At 58.0% G+C, this 20,519-nt stretch carries 16 protein-coding genes and 1 pseudogene; 12 read left to right on the top strand and 5 right to left on the bottom strand.

All coding sequences use genetic code 11. From position 1 onward, the window contains the following. The first annotated feature begins 93 nt into the window (after positions 1 to 93). Positions 94 to 1,665 (top strand): FAD-dependent monooxygenase, encoded by a 1,572-nt coding sequence (locus QO002_RS25945; RefSeq protein WP_307235419.1) that lies wholly within the window; start codon positions 94 to 96, stop codon positions 1,663 to 1,665. A 57-nt stretch (positions 1,666 to 1,722) separates the two neighbouring features. On the opposite strand, the gene QO002_RS25940 is transcribed toward QO002_RS25945, so the two are convergent. After that, a complete protein-coding gene (locus QO002_RS25940; protein ID WP_307235417.1) occupies positions 1,723 to 2,184 on the bottom strand; it encodes a MarR family winged helix-turn-helix transcriptional regulator in 462 nt (153 codons plus the stop codon). A 468-nt stretch (positions 2,185 to 2,652) separates the two neighbouring features. Here QO002_RS25940 and QO002_RS25935 point away from each other — a divergent pair, with 468 nt between their 5' ends. From QO002_RS25935 to QO002_RS25920, 4 genes and pseudogenes are all read left to right on the top strand, one after another. After that, on the top strand, positions 2,653 to 3,396 hold the full coding sequence (locus QO002_RS25935) for a helix-turn-helix transcriptional regulator (RefSeq protein ID WP_307235414.1): 744 nt from the start codon (positions 2,653 to 2,655) through the stop codon (positions 3,394 to 3,396). Positions 3,397 to 3,595: 199 nt separating this feature from the next. Beyond that, positions 3,596 to 4,632 (top strand): annotated as a pseudogene (locus QO002_RS25930) (class I SAM-dependent methyltransferase). Between the two features lie 46 nt (positions 4,633 to 4,678). Continuing rightward, positions 4,679 to 6,118 carry a hypothetical protein gene (locus QO002_RS25925; RefSeq protein WP_307235413.1) on the top strand — a complete coding sequence of 480 codons (1,440 nt, stop codon included), beginning with the start codon at positions 4,679 to 4,681 and terminating at the stop codon, positions 6,116 to 6,118. 35 nt (positions 6,119 to 6,153) lie between these two features. Continuing rightward, the gene (locus QO002_RS25920; RefSeq protein WP_307235411.1) at positions 6,154 to 6,702 is read left to right on the top strand and encodes a GNAT family N-acetyltransferase; all 549 of its coding nucleotides are present in this window, start codon (positions 6,154 to 6,156) and stop codon (positions 6,700 to 6,702) included. 1,505 nt (positions 6,703 to 8,207) lie between these two features. Here QO002_RS25920 and QO002_RS25915 read toward each other — a convergent pair. The 3 genes from QO002_RS25915 to QO002_RS25905 all read right to left on the bottom strand — a co-directional run bounded on the left by QO002_RS25915 (position 8,208) and on the right by QO002_RS25905 (position 11,202). After that, a complete protein-coding gene (locus QO002_RS25915; protein WP_307235409.1) occupies positions 8,208 to 10,127 on the bottom strand; it encodes an AI-2E family transporter in 1,920 nt (639 codons plus the stop codon). 111 nt (positions 10,128 to 10,238) lie between these two features. Continuing rightward, entirely contained in the window at positions 10,239 to 10,595 is a 357-nt protein-coding gene (locus QO002_RS25910; protein WP_307235407.1) for a hypothetical protein, read from the bottom strand. Positions 10,596 to 10,698: 103 nt separating this feature from the next. Beyond that, positions 10,699 to 11,202: a YciE/YciF ferroxidase family protein gene (locus QO002_RS25905; RefSeq protein WP_307235405.1), complete on the bottom strand. Its 504-nt coding sequence runs from the start codon at positions 11,200 to 11,202 to the stop codon at positions 10,699 to 10,701. 419 nt (positions 11,203 to 11,621) lie between these two features. Between QO002_RS25905 and QO002_RS25900 the strand changes: the two genes are divergently transcribed. Continuing rightward, complete coding sequence (locus tag QO002_RS25900) at positions 11,622 to 12,509, top strand: adenylate/guanylate cyclase domain-containing protein (protein ID WP_307235403.1); 888 nt, start codon at positions 11,622 to 11,624, stop codon at positions 12,507 to 12,509. A 393-nt stretch (positions 12,510 to 12,902) separates the two neighbouring features. Here QO002_RS25900 and QO002_RS25895 read toward each other — a convergent pair whose 3' ends face one another. Continuing rightward, a complete protein-coding gene (locus QO002_RS25895; RefSeq protein ID WP_370878597.1) occupies positions 12,903 to 13,151 on the bottom strand; it encodes a helix-turn-helix transcriptional regulator in 249 nt (82 codons plus the stop codon). A 116-nt stretch (positions 13,152 to 13,267) separates the two neighbouring features. On the opposite strand from QO002_RS25895, the gene QO002_RS25890 reads away from it, so the two are divergent. The 6 genes from QO002_RS25890 to QO002_RS25865 all read left to right on the top strand — a co-directional run bounded on the left by QO002_RS25890 (position 13,268) and on the right by QO002_RS25865 (position 20,445). Then, a complete protein-coding gene (locus tag QO002_RS25890; RefSeq protein WP_307235402.1) occupies positions 13,268 to 13,819 on the top strand; it encodes a hypothetical protein in 552 nt (183 codons plus the stop codon). A 166-nt stretch (positions 13,820 to 13,985) separates the two neighbouring features. Next, on the top strand, positions 13,986 to 15,587 hold the full coding sequence (locus QO002_RS25885; protein WP_307235399.1) for an ABC transporter substrate-binding protein: 1,602 nt from the start codon (positions 13,986 to 13,988) through the stop codon (positions 15,585 to 15,587). A 2-nt stretch (positions 15,588 to 15,589) separates the two neighbouring features. Beyond that, a complete protein-coding gene (locus tag QO002_RS25880; protein ID WP_307236252.1) occupies positions 15,590 to 16,573 on the top strand; it encodes an ABC transporter permease in 984 nt (327 codons plus the stop codon). Between the two features lie 6 nt (positions 16,574 to 16,579). Continuing rightward, a complete protein-coding gene (locus tag QO002_RS25875) occupies positions 16,580 to 17,455 on the top strand; it encodes an ABC transporter permease (protein WP_307235397.1) in 876 nt (291 codons plus the stop codon). Next, positions 17,452 to 19,125: a dipeptide ABC transporter ATP-binding protein gene (locus tag QO002_RS25870; RefSeq protein ID WP_307235395.1), complete on the top strand. Its 1,674-nt coding sequence runs from the start codon at positions 17,452 to 17,454 to the stop codon at positions 19,123 to 19,125. The genes QO002_RS25875 and QO002_RS25870 overlap by 4 nt, the downstream gene beginning before the upstream one ends. A gap of 84 nt (positions 19,126 to 19,209) precedes the next feature. Further along, the gene (locus QO002_RS25865; RefSeq protein WP_307235393.1) at positions 19,210 to 20,445 is read left to right on the top strand and encodes a CapA family protein; all 1,236 of its coding nucleotides are present in this window, start codon (positions 19,210 to 19,212) and stop codon (positions 20,443 to 20,445) included. The last annotated feature ends 74 nt before the right edge of the window (positions 20,446 to 20,519 follow it).

Genomic DNA, 20,519 nt, shown 5'->3' with positions numbered 1-20,519 from the left:
CCGCTCCGTTGGCATGTCCATAATCGACTTCCATCGAAGCAGTGCAGCCGTCCTTGGCAACGTGGCCCCAAAGCCATTCCAAAAGGAAGACAGATGCACCACGATACCCAGGTTATTATTATCGGCGGCAGTCTTGTGGGTCTCTCCGCGGCGGCATTTCTTGCCTGGCGCGGCATAAAGACAATCGTCGTTGAAAAGCACGGCGGCAGCGCCCTTCATCCCCGAGCAACGGGCTTCACCGAGCACACCCTCGAATTCTACCGAGCGATTGGCATAGCTGACCGGATTCCCATCGCCGACCCAAGCTTCCGTCTGCGGCGGGCAACTGTCACTAGCCTTGTCGGCGAGGTGAAGAATGAAGCCCGATGGACGCCCTCCAGCGGGCCAATTCCAGCCCGACAAGAAAGAGCATTATCGCCCGCCGGCATGGCGGGTTTCGCCCAGGACAAGCTGGAGCCGATCTTGCGGGAACGCGCCGGTGAGTTGGGCGCTGAGCTTCTTCTGGGCACGGAGCTTCTGTCTTTCGAGGACAGGAGCGACGGTATCGTCGCGACGGTTCGAAACCGGGAGAACGACCGCATCTACTCACTGTGCGCGAACTACATGATCGCGGCAGATGGCGCTGGAAGCGCGGTTCGGGAGGAGCTGGGGGTCGAGCTGCATGGCGTCGGCCACATCATGAACATCCGGTCAGTTCTGTTCCAATGCCCGGCGGCCGATAAGTTTCTCGAGCGGGGTTTCCAGCAGTTCGAGATAGAGCAGGAGGGCTTCAAGGCGTTCCTCACCACATATGGTGACAGTCGGTGGGTATTGATGTTCTACGGCGGCGAAGTAAAGCGCTCCAGGGAATATGCGTCTGACATCCGCCGAGCGCTCGGTGCCGACCTGCCCTTCGAGATCATTACATCAGGCGCCTGGGAGATGGCGGGACGGATTGCTGATGTCTATTCGAAGGGCCGCGTTTTCCTTGCCGGAGATGCAGCGCATCAGCTTCCGCCGACTCGCGGTGGCTACGGTGCCAATACAGGAATAGACGACGTCTGGAACCTCGCGTGGAAGCTCGATCTCGTCCTCGATGGCACATCGAAACCAACGCTTCTCGACACGTACTCTGCGGAGCGGCAGCCAGTGGGATGGCTACGCCATCAACAGACGTTCGCACGGCCGGACTATGCACGCTACGTTGGCAACACCCTGTCGAACGAGACGGTCTACGACGACAAGGCGATGGAACTGGGACAGCTTCATCGGTCGGACATTATCATCGATGCTGCCAGTAGCCTTCCTGCTGCGGCGCATCCCGATGAATGGGCGGGGCAGCCCGGGACGCGTGCGCCTCATCTCTGGATCGATGCACATCGCCGCCAATCGACAATTGACTTGTTCACACGCGGCTTTGTCTTCATCACAGAGGATGCGCTCTGGGAGAGTGCGGCACAGGCGGCCAGCGATGAAACGGGTTTCACTTTTGCGATCATTCGGATTGGACGCGACATCCTGATCAACGATACCATCTCCTTCGCGGATGCTTTCGGTGTTGGAGTCGAGGGCGCAGCTCTCGTTCGTCCTGATGGGCTCGTTTGTTGGCGCACGCAGCTCACGCCCTCTGCGGTCTCCGAAAACCTGAGCGACGTACTGAGAAAGGTAGCCAAACTCGTATTATAGGGGCAGTGTTGACGGTAGGGGCGTCATCAGGCGTGCTCTACCGTCTCTGGAAGAACACTAACTCTTTTCGGGCACGGGCGGGGTCACATCCGGATCTGCGAGGTTGAGGTTCATACGAACCAGGGTCTGCAACAACAACTCGACCTGGGCCTCGCTGATCCCACGAAGCGCCTTTTCGTTGCCCACCACCATTTCGTTAAAGACCACGGGGAGTTTCAGGCGAGACTTTTCGGTCAGGCTGTACAGGAAGCCACGACCGTCGAAAGGGTCAGGCTTCTTGCGCACAAGGCCTTCTTTTTCCATCCGATCAAGCATCCGCGCCATCGCAGGTTGCTCAACGGCGGAGCGCGCAACCAGAGCCTTCTGGGAGAGGATTTCAGCGTCGGCGAGGGCAAGCAAGACCGGGAGTTGACTTGAAGAAAGTCCGATTGATTTTACCCGCCGATCCATTTCTCTGGCGAAAAGACGCGCTGTCCAGTTAATCTGGTGACCTATCGACTTCGACCGCCCGGACTCCATCTGGTTTTTCTTCCTTACTGTTGCGCTTCCTGCGTCGGTAACGCAAATCGAGCCGGAAGCAAGGGAGAACCCAATTGATGGCGATGTTTTTGGCGATTATTCCCTGCCAATCTCAGTCATTGATTCTGAAACGCAAAACGAGCGTAGCGCCCCCTCGGGATCGCCTACACCTTGATGGGCCGGCAAGAAGGTCGGAGACAACGCCTGTATCCGGGGTGCGGTAGTTCAACGCACGGTCGCGTCGTCGGGTGTACTGGACCGCTCAATCAACATTAGCGAATTGCTTGTAGCATTCACCAACTTGTCCACCAAGCTGCTCACCTCCAGAATTGGCGAGAATTGAAAATCTGGTCGATACCTGCGTCACTGCATGCCAGGACAGCGCGGTTCCCCAATCTATCTCGTCAAATTACCGCCGCGATGACAGCTCGCATCGGGCTTCGAATGAAACATCGGTGACAGCACAAGTTGAACAAGAGCGGACAGGAAATGCCCCAAATATCTTCGGCACTGAGAGCCCTGCGAAGCATAGGAAGCAGCGAGCACTTTGCCGTGGTTCTCGACAAAATACGCAGCCAATATCTGCTAGACCACATGACATTCCTCATCGTCAACGACGGGATCAGTCCCCGCACCTTCCCGTTTTACTGCACCACATATCCCCCTGAGTGGACCGACATTTACCTGAGCAGGAACTATTTTGTCGTCGACCCCGTCACCGAACTCAGCCGGACAGGGTTTCTCCCGGTCGACTGGTCAGAACTCAAGCGGAGGTCTGCTGAAGCGCAAGTCTTCTTCAAGCAAGCACGATCGTGGGGAATAGGCCGACACGGTTTGAGTTTGCCGGTAAGAGGGCCAAACGGCGAACGCAGCATATTATCGGTAACCTCCAATGCGGATGGAACGGCTTGGTCCCGGATACGCAATTCCAGGATTCACGATCTGCACGTCCTCGCCCATTGTCTGCATGAGAAGGCAATCTTTCTCTCCAATCGCCGCTCTGGCTGCGCGTACAGGACACTTTCGAGGCGGGAAAAGCAATGTCTTGAGCTTCTCGCGCAAGGCAGGCTTATCAAGCGCGTCGCGTCAGATCTCGGCATCTCCGAAAGCGCGGTGCGCCTTTATTTGCGTTCGGCGAGAGGTAAACTTGGAGCGACCACTCTCTATCAAACGATCGCCAAGGCAAGCTTCCTGGAGAAAATCTGTATCTGACCAGCAGCCTACCGTCCCTCGCCCGCTGTACGCGTCAATCTCCCGAAATCGCCAGATTGCGACAATTTCCACTTCGAGGAACTCTGATCAAAAGGGCCATCGTCCTGTCGTCACTGTTCGCAGTCGAACGGGATGCCGGCATGTCATGCGTTGATGAGTGTGGAGGCGGCTGTTTCCTCAGTCAGGAAAGGATTGCACAATGGTGGATATTCAGACCGTCAATGCCTGGCGCAATGCGCCGCGGCTCAATGCTTTCGCTCCGTTCTTCGAGCGGACGGCAAGCGGCCTCGGCGCAATGCCGGATAGAGACATCCCAGTGCCCGACATGCACCTTCTGGAGTACGATCTGAAATGCATGACGTTCTGGGACACGCACCGGCGACTGTGGGGACATTTCGACAAGCATAATTTGCTAGCATCCCTTATCGGCTTGAAGAGGAATGTCGGCTTGGCACAGCCATACTTGCCCATTGCCTGCATGTGTGGGGACATAGCGGTCGTACCGCAACATTCTATTCACTTGGCGCCGGTGCAGGAACACTCGCGAGGGCTCTTGCCAGACTTGGCGATGGCCGGCTGGAGACCCTGTGCTGCAGCCCGACCGACGGCAACCGCGCCTGTTTCTTCTCGAAACGGGCAAGTAAACACGCACATTTTTTCCACGGCCCTTTCTTCGAACTGGATGCGCAACGCTACGCCTCCGATCAAAGCCTGCACGCGTTCAGGGACGGCTTTGATATCCTGCTCGAGGACACCACCTTTCAAATGTACGGTCCTGATCGGGAAACTCAGCTCGGATTCATCGCACCGCGGATCCGGGAAGATGGGTTGCTCGTTCAAGTGCAAAAGATTGCACATCCGGATAGCGAAACCTATTTGCTGCGCGAACACCAGAAAGACGCGCAGTTCAAAACGCGTTACTTTTCCGAGGCCGATATCCTCGCCAAGCAGCGCGATGTTCTCGACACGATGCGGAAGCTCCAGGTTGACCTGAAAAGCACCATTACTGCGCTGAGCCTCTTTTTCCGTCACTCCATTGTGACCTGGAACAGTGGCAACTTCTACACGATCGTCTCATCCAATTCGCCGACCGCGCTCAAAGCCTTCACGGAGTCTATGCTGAAGCCAGCAATTCCACCCGAATATTGCTACGAACAACTGCCTATTCGGTTTGCCCAAGAAACACCAACAAGTGAGCGATGGGAGTGGCGGCCTTCGCGCCCGGCTTTCAGTTGACCGTCCATTAGCCTTGACGCCACCACGAACACAGGAAAGCGGATTCATGGATACTAGTCCACCTGCGCCTCAATCCCACCGAACCGATGTGACCGTGGCAAGCCTGAAGAAGACGTTGTCGCATCTCTTTCCTCAGGTGGACCAACATTGGGCCAAGCCGCTCGACGCCTACGCCTCGGCGGTCTATCGCCTCGGCGGTCATCGAACGGGCTGTTCTGCTCGCGACGAGGCCATGGTCTTCCTTCAGAACTGTATCGAACGGGCTGCGCTGCGTACGGGAGCCACCTCGCGGGAGGCAAAGCAATGCTCCCAACAATTGGTGGCGGCCCCTGTTATTCAAACCGGTCCCCATTGCCATCTGCTGGTCGAGCCGGATGCGTTCTACACACACCTCTTCAGCCTGCTGGGATTAACCGCGAATCACCTGCCATGGCATATCTGGTACAGCGCCTCGACGGTAAAGTTCATTGAAAAACCGAAGAAGGGTCCGGGATGGCTGTTGCTTGAGGGCGAGCCGGTCAACGTCTTCGGACTGCCAAGACGGCTGATGGATTCATACAGCATCTGCGGACTAAATGCCCATTACAGTTTCAAATTGACGGGAAACACCAAGGGCACCCCGGCAAACCCGTCCGCCGTGCGCTTGAAGGCGCTATTGCCGCAAGGAGAGTTCGCGTCTGCGGCAGATGCAATCAAGGCTGGAAATCAGGCATTCTGGAATTGGGCTTTCCCGGCGCAGCCTCGACTCCTTCAACTGGACGACACCGACATGGCTGACCTCGTCGCCGATCATCTCGAAAACCCTGGGTCGTGGCTGTCGCGGCAGCTGTTTGGAAATGGCATGCTAGCAGGCGCCATCATCGAGGCCATCGACCAACTCAACGCCGGTCCCTGGGCCGGATGGATGCGCAGCACCACGGACTTTTTCTGGGGCCTCGCGAATGGAAAGCTTTTCCCGTTGCGGCTGGGGAACCGGATGCTCACGGCTGGCCCCGGTAAAGAGGTAGAGCTGCGTTTCGAACCAGTGGCGCTCGCTGCTGCACTTCGCGGGCGAGAGATCGTCCCGAACCTGTTCATAACATTTCTGGTGACTTCGATTCTTCCCGGCATCCGTGTTCTCGGCGGATGCCAACAGACCGTCTACTACCCGCTCATGCGCCATGTCTTTTCAAGCGCGCTTAGGCAAATCGGCCCCCAGGATTTATTGGCAACCATTAATGCCGATGACTGCCCGGGTGTGTGGGGGCATCGTGTTTTGAAGCCAGGCACTCCGTCGCCGTTTCGGGAACTGGAGAGCAGCCCCCTGCCCCATCTTCTCAGTTTTTACGGCAGCCAACCACTGGAACAAGCGTGCGGCGGTCTTAAAAGCTTTGTCGGCGATCCGCTTTGGGAAACGCTGGCTCAGCAGATTGCAGACGGAACCGTGCACGCCGGCTCGCCAGAATGGAAGTTTGCCGGAACAGCAAGCCGTATCAGACGATCGTAGATCCTGACAGCAACAGAGTTTTATTGGAGGCGCCGGTGTCTGCAACAATCAGCGAGGCAACAATCAGACGCCTCACCGTAGATGATGTCGGATTGTTCCGATCCATTCGCCTGGAGGCACTTTTACGCGAACCTTCGTCATTCGCGAGTCTGCACGAGGACTGGAACAATCTGCCCGAAGAAGAATGGCGCCGCCGGCTGGATCAGACTGTGTTTGTAGCACTCTTGAAGGGTGAGCCTTGCGGCATGATGGCGCTCAGGTTTCATCAACCGAGGAAAATGAGGCATCGTGCGACGCTCACCAGTGTCTATGTGCGCAGGGCAGAACGCGGGAAAGGGATCGCCACGGATCTTTTCATTGCCGTCGCAAATCATGCGCAAGGGCGTGGAGTGCGACAATTAGAGCTTGGCTTGAATGCCGAAAACTCAGCCGCAATCCGGTTCTACCGCCGCCACGGCTTCGAAACGGTCGGCCGAGTACGCTGTGGCTTCCTGCACGACGGCGTAGGCAGTGATGAAGTGCTTATGAGCATCGCGTTGGAGAGCGAGCCTGGCATTGTCGATGAGCTGGAATCTCTGTTTTGAATGACCGCTGCCACGAAGGCGACTGTGAGGGGTGCGGCTGGTGTATCCCCCCCTGGCTTCCAACACCGCGCACATCTAGATGGCCGTTTAGTTGACGCGATCGTCCCTATTCAGCGAAACGGGGTGCGGGTAGGAGACACTGACGAGTGTGGCCGCTTCGCGCCGTCGTTTCGGTCATTCGCACTAGATGCTCTAGTTCCTGCAAGCCGTCATTCTGCTTTTCTGGAATGCATCACGAGCAGACTTCGTAAACTAGGCACTCTTGCTTTCTCCGCCGGTCGAGGCGCTATGAATATTTGATGTCGCGGAGATCCCTATCTCGGATCTCATTTTTCTCAAACTTCAACACCGTTCGAAACGGTTTCCGGAACCATTGGGCCTCCTGCAGTCGAAAACGATCGGGTCCGCCTGTCCTGGATCGAGTCCGGCGGACCTGAAACGGTGCCCCCGTCGAGAACCGGGTTCGGAAACAGACTGATCAAGATGGCGGTAGTCGAGCAGCTTAAAGGTGACATACTGCTGAACTGGCTTCCTTCCGGGCTATCCAGCGATATTGATTTGCCGCTTTCTCAGTTTCGCCAAGCGACCGCACCTTGAGAGCGTGACGCTTTTTCCTCATGAAAGCCGCGGTAAAAACTTAAATATCATTTGAAGCTCGTCGGCTGGCAGTGACTGGATATTGCGTTGCCAATACCCCTCTGCGTTTGGTGGTTCGATTGGCGACGGCACGCATATGAAAATGCCATCCCTTTCCCGCGACCTCCGCTGGCCAACCACGGCTCTATAGGTGGCGACTAAGTCGTGAAGTTTTCTTTCGTTCATATAATGCTCCGCTTTCTCAAAGAGATAGCGCATGAAGTCATTTTATCCATGTTGAAAGCCTCAAACTGCAGGCTCGATTTGTCTTAGAAAGAGATATCTCCTCAACCTTGATTTCAGGTCCGTCAATCCCAAGCCGTTGCCTGCGCCCCAAACTTTTGAGTCGTTTCCTCGAACCTTCGTCAAGCCTCCCCGGTTTTGAAGCGGGTTCCGAAGCGTATCGCTGCCGAGTTCTCGTCTAACCTGGAACCGACAGGGGGCGATGGCGGATAGCCCCCGCCTGAGCGATGAGGGACGGAAACCCGAACCAACTCATCGATCTTTAGGGAAGCCAAAGCCGTTGGTCCGAGGTCGCGCATACCGCCTCTCGCGAGGCAAGCTGTCGTTCATTTGCACGAAGGGAAGCGCCGACACGAAGGTTATTCTGATCGTCAGCAACCGGTCCGTCCTGGCAGTGTCAGGACGGGCGCACCGTCTTCTACAAGGTGAGGAAGTTCGCCGCCTTTGCCCGATGCAGTTTTTGTTCGTGATCGTCGCGATGTCGGGAGGCGACATCGTCGTGGGCTTTTTGGCCATCAACAAACCTCCGGTCGGGGGACAACTTGCGTCACCTCCTCGAAGTTCAATTTGTTTCAATCAACTATGACACGCTTCAAATCGCCTGCTGACGAGAGACGACAAAACCATCATTTTGATATCGCTTCGGACGGCTTGCTAAGGGGCGACCGCTTCCGGGCGATCTTCCGCGCCACGACCTTGACGCTGACCGGTGCGGAGGGGGTCAGGGCGAACTCGGCGGCCTGAGTGATCGAAGAGGATACGAAATCGGCGTCGATTTCCGACGGCTCGATAAGAGGATAGTCCTGGCCGTTCGCGGTGGGAATGAGAATCCCGACGCGGAGAGACGGCTTCAACCGTTTAAGACGACGGACGATCTGGCGGGCGCGCGATTTGGAATTTCCGTTCAGGAACGTTACGATCACGGTGTCGACGCCCTCAAGAGGAAGTGCCAAGGCGCCTCTGGCGACCAGTTCGGAATGGAACGCCACCCTCGCCACAGCACCTTGCACCTCCAAGACCTGTGAAAGCATCGCGGCGGCGGCGTCGTCCAATCCACCCCGGCCGCCGATGCAAAGCGCGGATCGACCTTCTCCGTCTGGAAGATCCGTTTCGGGGACGGTCGATGACTTGGAAGGATCTTCAGAGGCCTCTTCCTCCTCGTTCTCTTCTTGGACCGCAATATCCGACAGGTTCTCAACCAGCGCCAGAGAACTGGACGCGACCAAGGCGATCTGCGTCTCCGTCATGACGCCGCGTTGACGGTCGGATTCCCCCAGCAAAAGCGCAGGCATGCCTACCTTGTCGTAGTAGTCGACGAGATAGTCCTCTTCGAGGAATTCCTCGGCGTTGTCGGAGGCCTCGTTGGGATCGCCGGACAGGAGGCGCTGATAGAGCTTCTCATGCGGTTCAAGGACCGGCTCGTTGCCAAGCAGCACGTCGAGGAAGCCGAACTGAGGCACATGTCGTCCAAGAACCACAAGGCAGACGGTAAGCGGCGTCGAGAGCATCAGGCCCAGCGGACCCCAAAGCCATGACCAGAAGATCGCCGAGATGATGATCGCAAGCGGCGATAGTCCGGTATGCGCGCCATAAAGCCACGGTTCCACCACGTTGTTGCTGACCAGCTCGGTCACCAGGTAGAGCACGCCGACCCAAATCACCAGCGACCAGCCAGGGGCGATGGCGAGCGCGAGGAACAGTGGGAGGACCATCCCAATGATTGCGCCGATATACGGCACAAATCGCAGTACCAGCGTCAGCAAGCCCCAGAGGATCGCGTTGGGTATTCCAAGCGCCCAGAGGCCAATGGAGATCGGCACAGCATAAAGTGTGTTCACTACCAACTGCATAAGCAGGTATTTTCCAACCCGCTTGCCGGCGTCCTGGAGGGCGGCGGTAGTCCGGTGGAGGTCTCCCAAGCCGACCAAGCGGATGAAACGATCGCGTAGGTCTTCCCGCTCGAGAAGCATGAAGATTACCAGCACCACGATCAGGCCGGCTGTGGCGAATGGACTGATAAGTGGGAGGAGGAGATTGCCGAGCGTCTGAATAGGATCCGAACGAGTCACGATCTCGACAGGAAGGGGTTCTCTCACCGTGGACGTCGGGTCTGTCGGGTTCTGGCTCTCGACTGCCCGCGTCTGTATCTCCGCCCCGACGCGCTCCACAGCTTTACTGAGGTGGTCCAGTACGCCGTTGCCCGCGCCCGCTTGAGCCAGGGAATGCACCTTGTCTACGAGGTTTCTTTGATAGGTGGGTATGTTCTCGGCGAGATTGGCCACCTGCGTCGCCACGACGATGCTGAACATGGCGATTGCGCAGAATGCCGAAACGACAGCGAGAAGGACCGCCGCGATCTTCGGCACGGAACGCTTGCGAAGAAAAGAGACGATGGGCGCTAGCGTGAAAGCCAGAAGCAGGGACAGGGCGAGCGGGACGAAAATCTCCTGCCCGAGGCGAAGAACGACGGCGACGCCGATCAAGATCAGAATCGTTCGCCCGGAGATCCTGTTACGAAAATCGCTTTCCGGCGTTTGATAGCTCACAACGCCTGCCGGCCTGGTCGTTGAAAGTACTTCACCGCTCACAACCACCCCCGAAATAAGGAACCACACCGATATGCCAAAAATAAAGGTCGATGATCCAGTCGCCGACCCTCATTCATAGCGTAGGTTGGCCTTCAAGTCTCCGAGTTCGGCATCTTGCCGTGCAGTCGCCTCGGCCAGAATCCCACGATAGATGTCGTTGGTCGCAGATATGACTTCGTTCAACTGGTCGATCTGATCCTGGAGTTCGTAGGCCATGCAGGTCGAGGTAAGAGTGTCGCCTTGAACGAGCGCGGCTCGCCTCATCGCGAGGGCACCTTGTCCCCACGTCTCCGTAAACTTCTCCCTCCAGTCGCTCGGGACGTCGGCCGAGAGCTTCAGCACCATGTTCATCAACGGGCCGCTTTCGGAAGGCCCGGATGCGGCATCGTCGAGCTCGACAATTCTGATGTCCTGGAAATCGGTCATTCGATATGAATCCTGATTTAATCAGATATGGGACCGGCATCGACGAACCACCGATTACCGAAGCAGAAAGATTCGCTCAGCCGAAGCTGACCGGACGGATTCGTCAGGCGGCCTTTTCGGCGTTCTGGTTCACGACCTTCGTCGCGATCGAGGTCAGAGCTAGGTCGGTCGCCTGCTCTTCATCGAGCGTGGTCTGCAGGAGCTTGCCCGCATCTTTCATGCCGAGTTCGAGTGCCCACGTGCGCAAGGTGCCGTAGCGGGACATCTCGTAGTGTTCGACGGCCTGCGCGGCGGCGAGGAGGCCAGCATCGAGGGCAGGGGTGCCCTTATATTCGTCCATGATCTCGGCGCCTTCCTTGACGATGCCCATGATAGCGTCGCACGTTTTCTGCTCAGGCTTCTCGCCGATGATCTTGAAGACTTCCTCAAGGCGCTCGACGTGCACCTTGGTTTCGGCAAGGTGCTTGGTGAAGGCGTCCTTGAACTGCTTGCTCGTGGCGGCGTCGTGCATCTTGGGGAGAGTGGCGACGATCTTGTTCTCGGCGAAATAGACGTCCTTCAGGGTGTCGTGGAAGAGGACGTCGAGCGTCTTGGGCTTCTTGGCCATGATAGGCTCCTTGGGTTGTTTATTGACATGGATATTGCGCGACACGGCTGAGGTGAAGCGGTCGGGCCGTCGGCGACGTTGCGGCGTTTTATGAGGAAATCGGGAATACCTCTGTTCACGAGCACGATCACGCGCCCGTGAACAGAGAACGAGGACGGAAGGGTTTAGTTCCGTGGGGTCAGCAGTCTGCCTAGCAATCCTCAAATCCGCTGTTTTGCTGGAACGATGCGCAAAGCCGCCCAGTCGGCCCCAGCCTGGCTGCTCATTATGGACGAAAATGACGGCGTTTTTGGGCGCTTATGTGCCTCAAATTTATCAGGGTTTGGCAAGCAGGCGAGAGCGACAAAGATGCTCTGGAACAACTGGAGTAGTTAGCCCTTAATGGGGATAAGCAGTGTCGAGATTCGATTGGAACGGATTTGGAAGCGCCTCCTCTTCAACGCAAGCTCGCCGCTATCCTCGCTGCCGACGTAGAAGGCTATTCACGTCTTATGCACATCGATGAAGAGCGGACGTTGGCGATGCTGACAAGTCATCGAACCATCGTCGATGCGTTGATCGAAAGCGCTGATGGCAAAATCTTTGGAACGGCAGGTGACAGCGTGCTGGCAGAGTTTCCAAGCGTCGTTCAAGCCGTTAACTGCGCGATCGCCATTCAGATCGCCATTGCGCGCGCGAACGTTAATATTCCTGTGGAGAACAGGATGACATTTCGAATGGGCATCAACGTTGGCGATGTGATGGTCAAAAATGGCGATATTTTTGGCGACGGTGTCAATATAGCAGCCCGTCTTGAAACGCTCTCCGACATCGGCGGCATTTGCGTGACGCGTGGCGTTCGAGATCACATTCGTGATCGTGTCGAAGTGATATTCGAGGATATGGGAGAGCACAGCGTCAAGAACATCGCTCGCCCGGTGCGTGTGTTCAAAGTTGTGTTCGACGAGAGTTATCATCCGATTTTATCTGCCGCCAGGCAAATCGATACGCCAGGCACCGATATCACCTTGGTTGCAGAGAATGACCCGACGGAGGTCGCTTTCTGGGAGTCCATCCGCGAGGATGACGATGGCACTGAGTTGCGTCTCTACCTCGAACGCTACCCGAACGGCACCTTTTCCGATCTTGCCGTGGCGCGTCTTGATCGCGAGCCTACGCCCGTCGATGACCCGGCAGTCGAGGTTACGTTCTGGGAAAGCGTTCGTGACAGCGAGAATGTAGCGATGATCCGTGCTTATATCGAGCAATATCCGGAAGGAAAGTTTCTCTCGCTCGCCAAAATTCTCGTCGAACAAAAGGCGTCCTGAATACCGTCTTCTCAGGAGAGCAAGGCTACCATAGCCCCATTAATTCAAGTCATTATCCTGCGGCCACTTCGGTGGGTTTCAGATATTTCGGACCGGTCCCACAAGTGGGCCATCATGTCGTAGCGCTTCGCGCCGTCCGTGACGTCTATCCGCACCCCGCCAATTTGGATGATGCTCACAAGCATAAGGGTTCAAGAAAACCTTCCGGTTGGATCGAGCGGATCAATATCGAGCAACGAAAACGGAGGCGATCTACACTCTCCCACAGATCCGGGCATCTCAGCGTATTGTGCTGCCGTTGCTCGCGGGTCCGCTATCTTGGTTAACCATTCTTGAAGCTTCCAGTCCGCTGTCGGCCCCAAACCGGTTAAACTGTCGAATGGTCCTGACGCTTCAGGTGTTTGTCTTCTTGAAACGAACTCCGGCACCACCGCCATTTTCCGGGATGAATTCTATTCCTGCCGTTCCAAAAGCTGAGACGATACCAGCTAAGTTATTGCTTATTGGCACGTGAGCTCCCCGCTCAAAATCGGCAATAGTCTGGCGAGATACGTTTGCTGCTTTAGCGAGCTCTGCTTGGCTCCAACCAAGCATAGCTCGTGCCCCTCGGCATTGTTCCACGGTGAGAAGATCGTTACTCAAGATAAACTTTCTGATTGACTTCTATCATTTTGTAGGAAAAATTGCCCGAGTGAACGAACAGGTGCGACAACACCTGCTCGATCTGACCACAACCTAAGCTGTCAGGAGCTCGGATCATGGCTGATTCCGACAATAGCAGAACTTTGCCTACGGTCACCTGGGATGACGTGCAATCCCTTCTGGCGGTGGACTTACCCACATTTGAAATGCTTGCAACGTCGTGTAACGGGGCCTTCACGGATCCGGCACTTCTCGCATGGCGCCAGTGGTGCGTGTCCTGGCAGCGTTTGAGCGAAGCAACTTTATTGCAGCAGCTCCTCGAGAAATCGTACATTTCCGCCGGCTCACCGCGTCTCAATGCTGCCAATGGTTCCGTGCCAATCGCAACGCCGCGGCAGTACAGCGATGCCCTCGAGGCAGAGGATCGTGCGTCAATCCTGGAGGAGTGGGCGGCAGACGCCCTTTGGAACACGCAAGCTGCGTCAATTGTCGGTGTTAGCGCCAAGCTCCTGGCCGTCGCCAGCAAGTGGGCGCCCTCCCCCGTCAGCCTTGAAGAACCCTGGCCGCAAATCCGCAGCGTCATCACCGACCTCCTGAACATCAAGCAGGCGCAGGGTGCAAGCCATCTGCCTGCGCCCGGAAGCCAACCTGCACCTCAGAAGAGCTGACCGGGCAACCACGCGGGTCGCCTTCGGGCGACACGCCACCGCGCAGTCCTTCGAGGCGGCCCGCGGATCGCGATTTCCCATCAATCGCCACCACCATTCGATGCGGAGAAGAGACCTTCGCCGCGTCGGGTCCGACCCTCTCAATATTCAAAAAAAGGAACGACGAATGAAACTGGGACCATCATTTCGGCTGCTGCTTTCAACATTGATGATCTCGATCGGGCTCTCGGGTGCCTCATCGATGCAAGCGCAGGCACAGGAGCCGAAAGGGCTTCGCATCGCCACGTCCTACAAGCTGATGACGCTCGATCCGCATTACGCCAATCTCAACGAGAATACCTCGCTGCTCTCCCATATCTACGAGCGGCTGGTCTATCAGGACGAGAGGCTTGAGCTAAAACCCGGTCTCGCTGTTTCCTGGCGCGCCCTATCCGACACACAATGGGAATTCAAGTTGCGGGACAACGTCCGCTTTCATGATGGCTCGCCCTTTACCGCCAACGACGTCATCTACACGATCGAGCGTATCAGGGATGTTCTCAAAACTCCAAGCGGCGGCTTCAAGTCCTATGTAAGCGGCATCAAGAGCGTTACGGCACCGGATCCCCTGACGATCGTCGTCGAGACAAACGGCAAGGTTCCAACCCTGCCTCTGTCTTTCTCCTCGCTTTTCGTGATGCGCCGTCCGTCCCAGGGTTTCCAGACCACGGAACAACTTAATGCCGACGTGCCTCCGCTCGGCACTGGGCCTTACCGGTTTGAAAGCTGGAGTTCCGGCGAGAATTTGAAACTCAGCCGCAACGACCACTATTGGGGACCCAAGCCCGCTTGGGCCGACGTCACATTTCGGGTGATCGAGAACCCTTCCGCGCGCGTTGCAGCACTCAGCACAGGGGAAGTCGACGTAGCCGACGCCATTCCGGCGCGTGACGTCGCGGGGCTCAAGCAGCGCGGCGCCAGGATTGCCAGCATTGGCGCTGCCCGTATCAACTTCGTGCAGTTTGATGTCGCACGGGACACCCTTCCCGGCGTGACGGCGACGTCGGGTGAAGCGATCGCCAATCCCTTCAAGAACCCGCTTGTGCGCCGTGCACTTTCGCATGGCCTCGACCGCGGCATTCTCGTCGACAAGATCCTGGCCGGCTATGGCACCGCCGCATCCCAAGTCTTCCCCGCTGGATTGCCCGGGACCTCGGAAAACCTCCAGCCGCGAGAGCCAGATTACGAAGAAGCAAAGGCGCTTCTTGCCAAGGCCGGTTTTCCAGACGGCTTTAATCTCACACTGGCCGGACCCGCCGGCCGCTATCCTGGCGACGCCGAGAGCCTTCAAGCCATAGCGCAGAGCTGGGCACGCATTGGCGTTATTGCTCAGCCGGCGGCGGCCCCCTTCTCTGTCTTCAATACGAAGCGAGCCGCCGGCGAGTATGCCGTCTGGTATGGCGGCACGTCCGGGGAAGCGGTTGATATCATCCTGCATACGCTGCTCGCCTCACCGGACCTGGCCCGCGGGACCGGTGCCCTCAATTTCGGAAAGTACCGCAATGAGGCCTTCGATAAGAAACTCGCAGAGGCGGAGGGCATTGCGGTGGGGTCAGAGCGAAACGCAGGACTGGCTGAAGCCACAGAGCTCGTTATGGCCGACCAGCCGATTATCCCGCTCTACCACTTCCATCACATCGTTGGCTTCGGCCCGCGGGTCGGCTCCTACGTCATGCATCCGCGCGGCTGGACGACCGCGATGCAGACGCTTACGGCGACGGAGAATTGATGATGGCCCTGGTTACCGTTGCACTGGGAAGGCTATCACAGGCGTTCCTCCTCCTTCTTGCCATGTCGCTGATCGGCTTCATCGGCATTCACAGTGTCGGCAATCCGGTCTTCAACGTCGTCAACATTGAGACCGCCACGCCGGAAGACATTCGCCTGGCGACGATCGCGCTTGGACTGGATCAACCGATCTGGCGCCAATACCTTGTGTTCATCGGCAACGTCGTCGCGGGAAACTTCGGCACCTCCTACATCTATCACCAGCCCGCGTTCACGCTGATGATAAGCAAGCTGCCGGCAACGCTGGAACTTGCCTGCGTTGCGATGCTGGTCGCGGCTCCATTGGGAACGGCACTTGGTCTCATCGCCGGCCGCCGTCCCGGGACGCTGTTTGACCGGGCGGTGCTGAAGGCGAGTGTGTCGGCGCTGAGCATCCCATCCTTCTGGCTGGCGATGATGCTAATCCTTGTGGGCGCCATCCTGACCGGTTGGTTTCCGTCGGGCGGCAGGGGTGCGACGGCGGCCTTTGCCGGGCAGGAATGGAGCCTGATCACCCGTAGCGGCGCGTGGCACCTCGCACTCCCGGCCCTGACGCTGGCGATCCCCAACATTGCTTTGATCGCCAGACTTTCCCGGTCCGGCACGATTGAAGTCGAAAACCTCGATTTCACGCGGTTCTGCCGCGCCAAGGGGCTGTCCCCCCGGCGGATCCTGCTGCGCCATACGCTACCGAACATCAGCATGCCGATCGTGACGATCATCGGCCTACAATTCGGCGCCATGCTCGCCTTCGCGGTGGTGGTTGAATCGATCTTCTCCTGGCCAGGCGTCGGCAAGCTTCTCATTGACTCTATCCAACTCCTCGACCGGCCCGTGGTGATGGCGACGCTTACCTTCATCGCGGTCGCATTTGTTGTGCTGAACGCACTCGTCGATCTCTTCCACGCCGTGCTCGATCCGCGCGTGCGCCTCTCCTCGCAAAGGTGAATCGTTATGAAAGCTCACATTCTTAGGGTGCTCCGGATACGCCCGTCACGTCCGGCTCTGAGCACATCCAAGGTCCTGCTTGCCAGTTACATCCTGCTTGCCGTCGCAGCACCCGCAATTGCGCCGCAAAATCCCTACGATCCGTTGCAGATCTACGGATGGGAGGCCTCCTCGCCACCCGGCACGGTTGGAAGCGGCGGGTTTCCCTACCTGTTCGGGACGGATGGGCTGGGCAGAGATATTGCCAGCACGATCCTCTACGGCCTTCGGATAAGCCTGGTCGTCTCGCTCACGAGCGCTGCGATCGCCGCGCTAATCGGGCTGACCGCCGGCGTCAGCGCGGCTTATTTCGGGAAATGGGTCGATGCCATCATCATGCGGCTCGTCGACCTGCAGCTCAGCCTGCCGACAATCCTGATTGCCCTGATCGCCATCGTGACGCTCGGACCCGGGGTTGACCGGATCATCTTGGCTTTGATCATCGCGCAATGGGCGACCTATGCGCGGATCGCCCGCAGCGTTGCACTGAGCGAAGCCAGCAAGTCGTACATGGATGCGGCCCGATTACTGCGGATGCCGACCGCCCGGATCATCTTGCGCCACCTGCTCCCCAACAGCCTTGGCCCGGCCATCACCCTGATCCCGATCGAAGTCGGTCACGCGGTGGCGCTTGAGGCAACCCTCTCCTTCCTCGGTTTGGGTGTCCCGATCGACAGGCCGTCGCTGGGATCCGCCGTCGCAAACGGCTTCCAGTATCTGCTGACGGGCCAGTACTGGATCAGCCTGTTTCCCGGTCTAGCGCTTTTCGGCCTGATCGTAAGCATCAACCTGGTGGGCGAAGACATTCGCCGCAGCCTCGATCCAAGGAACCAATCGCGATGATCGCCCAGACACAGACTGCCCCGCTATTACGGGTCGAGAACCTGAGCCTTTGCCTTCGATCGGCGCCGGGTTCAACGGCAATCCTCACCGACGTCACCTTCGAGCTTAAGCGCGGTGAGATCCTTGGTATCATCGGAGAGTCGGGTGCCGGAAAATCGACTATCGGCAATGCCCTTCTCGGTCTACTTGCGCCGGAATTCCAGCTAACGTCCGGAACAATCGCCGTCGAGGGAAAGTCGCTCAGCGCGATGACGGCCGCCGAACGGGAAGCCCTGCGAGGGCGGAGGATCTCCGCGATCTTCCAGGATCACACGGCCTCGCTCGATCCGTTGATGAGCGTTGGCGCACAGGTGGAGGAAACGATCCTCTCGGCCAGCCCCGCACTCTCGAAGCGCCAGGCCCGCGCCAAGGTGCTCGACCTGATGGGACGCGTCGGGATTGCCGAGCCCGACCGACGGTATCGCAACTACCCGCATCAGTTCTCGGGCGGCCAGAGGCAACGTATCGTAATTGCCATCGCGCTGGCCGCTGCCCCTGACATCATCATCGCCGACGAGCCCACGTCGGCACTCGACGCGACTGTCCAGAAACAGATCCTGCAACTCTTGAGAGCCCTCGTCGACGAAACCGGCATCTCGATCATTCTCATCACCCATGACATGGGCGTGGTCTCCGAGATCACTGACCGCGTTCTCGTCATGCGCCATGGCGAGATGGTCGAACAGGACGATACGGCAAGCGTCCTTAATGCTCCCGTCCATGACTATACGAGGAAGCTGCTTGCCGCTGTCCCAAGGCTGCACATACCGGCAGTATCCGTGAATTCTGGCGACGGCTTGCCCGACAGCGATCGCTCCGAGCAACCTGCCACGCACGAACAGTTCCTTATCGCCAAGGACGTCTCGAAGCAGTTCTCCGCAGGCGGCTTTGGGTGGTGCCTCGGCGCAGGCAAGCCTGGGTTCGCGCTTAGCAATATCGCGATGCGGCTGCCCCGCGGCACCGTCACCGGGATCGTCGGGGAGAGCGGCAGCGGAAAGACAACATTCGGCCGCATCATGGCCGGCCTCGACACGGCGCCCAGTGGCAGGATCACGATCGGCGATAAAATCTTTGACGTTTCAAGGAACGGCCGGCGGAGCGGTCTTCTCGGTCGCGTGCAAATGATCTTTCAGGATCCCTCGATGTCGTTGAACCCCAGGATGACCGTTGCCGAAACGCTCAACGAGAGCATCCGCTTCGGCGCCAGGATGCGCCCGGATGACAGTCGCGATGGCGCAGCCCGAATGATGGATCGGCTTGGCCTTGCCCGCAGGCTGCTCAGCCGCCATCCCCATCAGCTTTCCGGCGGTCAGAAGCAACGCGTGTGCATTGCGCGCGCGTTGCTCGCAAGACCGGAGATCATTGTCGCCGACGAACCAACGTCGGCGCTCGATGTGTCGGTGCAGGCCGAGATCGTCCGGCTGCTGAAAGACACTATTTCCGAGGAGGCGGTAACGATGGTGTTCATCTCGCACGACCTCGCCGTCGTCCAGGAGATGTGCAGCTCAGTCTACATCTTCAAGGACGGCCGGATCGAGGACTTCGGAACCGCCGATTTCATCTTCGCACGATCGGACAATCCCTACACACGCGCGCTCATCAACGCACGACCCCGCCGCTTCACCTGCTGAGGTGGCCGACCCGCTGCCGGTCCCCGGCTCGAACTGGACGAAATTTCGAAACAGCCGGCATCACTGCCGCAGAAAGTCTATTCAATGAATGACAGGTTCACTTTGGCCGTCACGGGCCAATCACTCATCAAGCAGGACATGCGCCCCCTGTCCGATCCGGCGTTTCTTCAGGTTCAGTCGCTGCTTCAGGGAATGGATCTCGCCTTCACCAATTTCGAGGGCACGATCATGGGAAAACACGGCGGCTGGCCACTAAAGGGTTCCTTCTTCGGTGCAAGTGACGCGGCTGTTCTCGATACGCTGCGCTTCATGGGGTTTCAGGGGCTTTCCCTGTCGAACAATCATGCTTTCGACCTTGGCCCGTCCGGTGTCCTGTCGACCCTGGAAGAGGTGGAAAAGCGTGGTTTCCTGCACGCAGGCCTCGGGCGTGACCTCACGGACGTTTCGAAAGCTAGCACCGCAACGATCGGCGGGAGGCGAGTTGCGATCGTCGCCATGGATGGCGGCCCGGGTCCGGACTTCATGTATGCCGCTAATGCGGAGCAGAATCGCCCAGCACGGCCGGGCGTCAACCGCCTTGGCTTGTCTCAAGTGATCGAGGTCGACCCATCGGCGTTTGCACAGCTTGAAGCCATTCGCAACAAGGTCGGTTATACGGCCATCGATCTTGCCAATGATAGCCAGCCGGACGATGCCCCACGCCTTGTGCCACGGCATGAGCTCGCGATTTCGCGGGCGGTGTTCAAGTGCTCGGAGAAATTTGGGCGCGGTGTCAAGATCAATGAGGCCGATCTTCAGAGAAACCTCTCTGCGATTACAACTGCAGCAGCGTACGGGAGCCTGGTAATTGCCTATCTGCACCATCATCACTGGGCCTCGAACTGGCACGAAGTCCCGGATTGGGTGAGCGGTGTTGCGCGGCAATGTATCGACGCGGGTGCGGCCATGTTCGTCAGCCATGGGGCGCCGGTCCTTCAACCAATCGACATCTATCGGGGCCGCCCGATATTCTACAGTCTTGGCAATTTCATTTTCCATGTCCGCTCGGAAAACTCGACCTGGACGGCACCGGAGGTTTGGGAAAGCGTCATTGGACAATGCTCGTTTGGCGCTAATAATGAGCTCGTCGAGATCACACTCCATCCGATCATTATCGGTGGCGCCGAAGCGTTGTACAGCAAGGTACTCGAGCAACGCTTGGCACCCCATCTGGCGACTGGGAAGAGCGCGGAACGCATCCTGCACCGGTTGTCCGAACACTCTGCCAGACTGGGCGTCGAGATCTCCATCACCGGAGACATCGGTACCCTACGGGTATAGCTGGAACGCACGCAGCCTTCCGACGGACCCCGGTCAGGTTATCGCCTGCGGTATTCCTGCCACAACACTGCAGG

Origin of the sequence: Pararhizobium capsulatum DSM 1112 (assembly GCF_030814475.1) — a bacterium.
Taxonomy (GTDB): domain Bacteria; phylum Pseudomonadota; class Alphaproteobacteria; order Rhizobiales; family Rhizobiaceae; genus Pararhizobium; species Pararhizobium capsulatum.
This window is presented reverse-complemented; position numbering and strand designations above follow the sequence as displayed.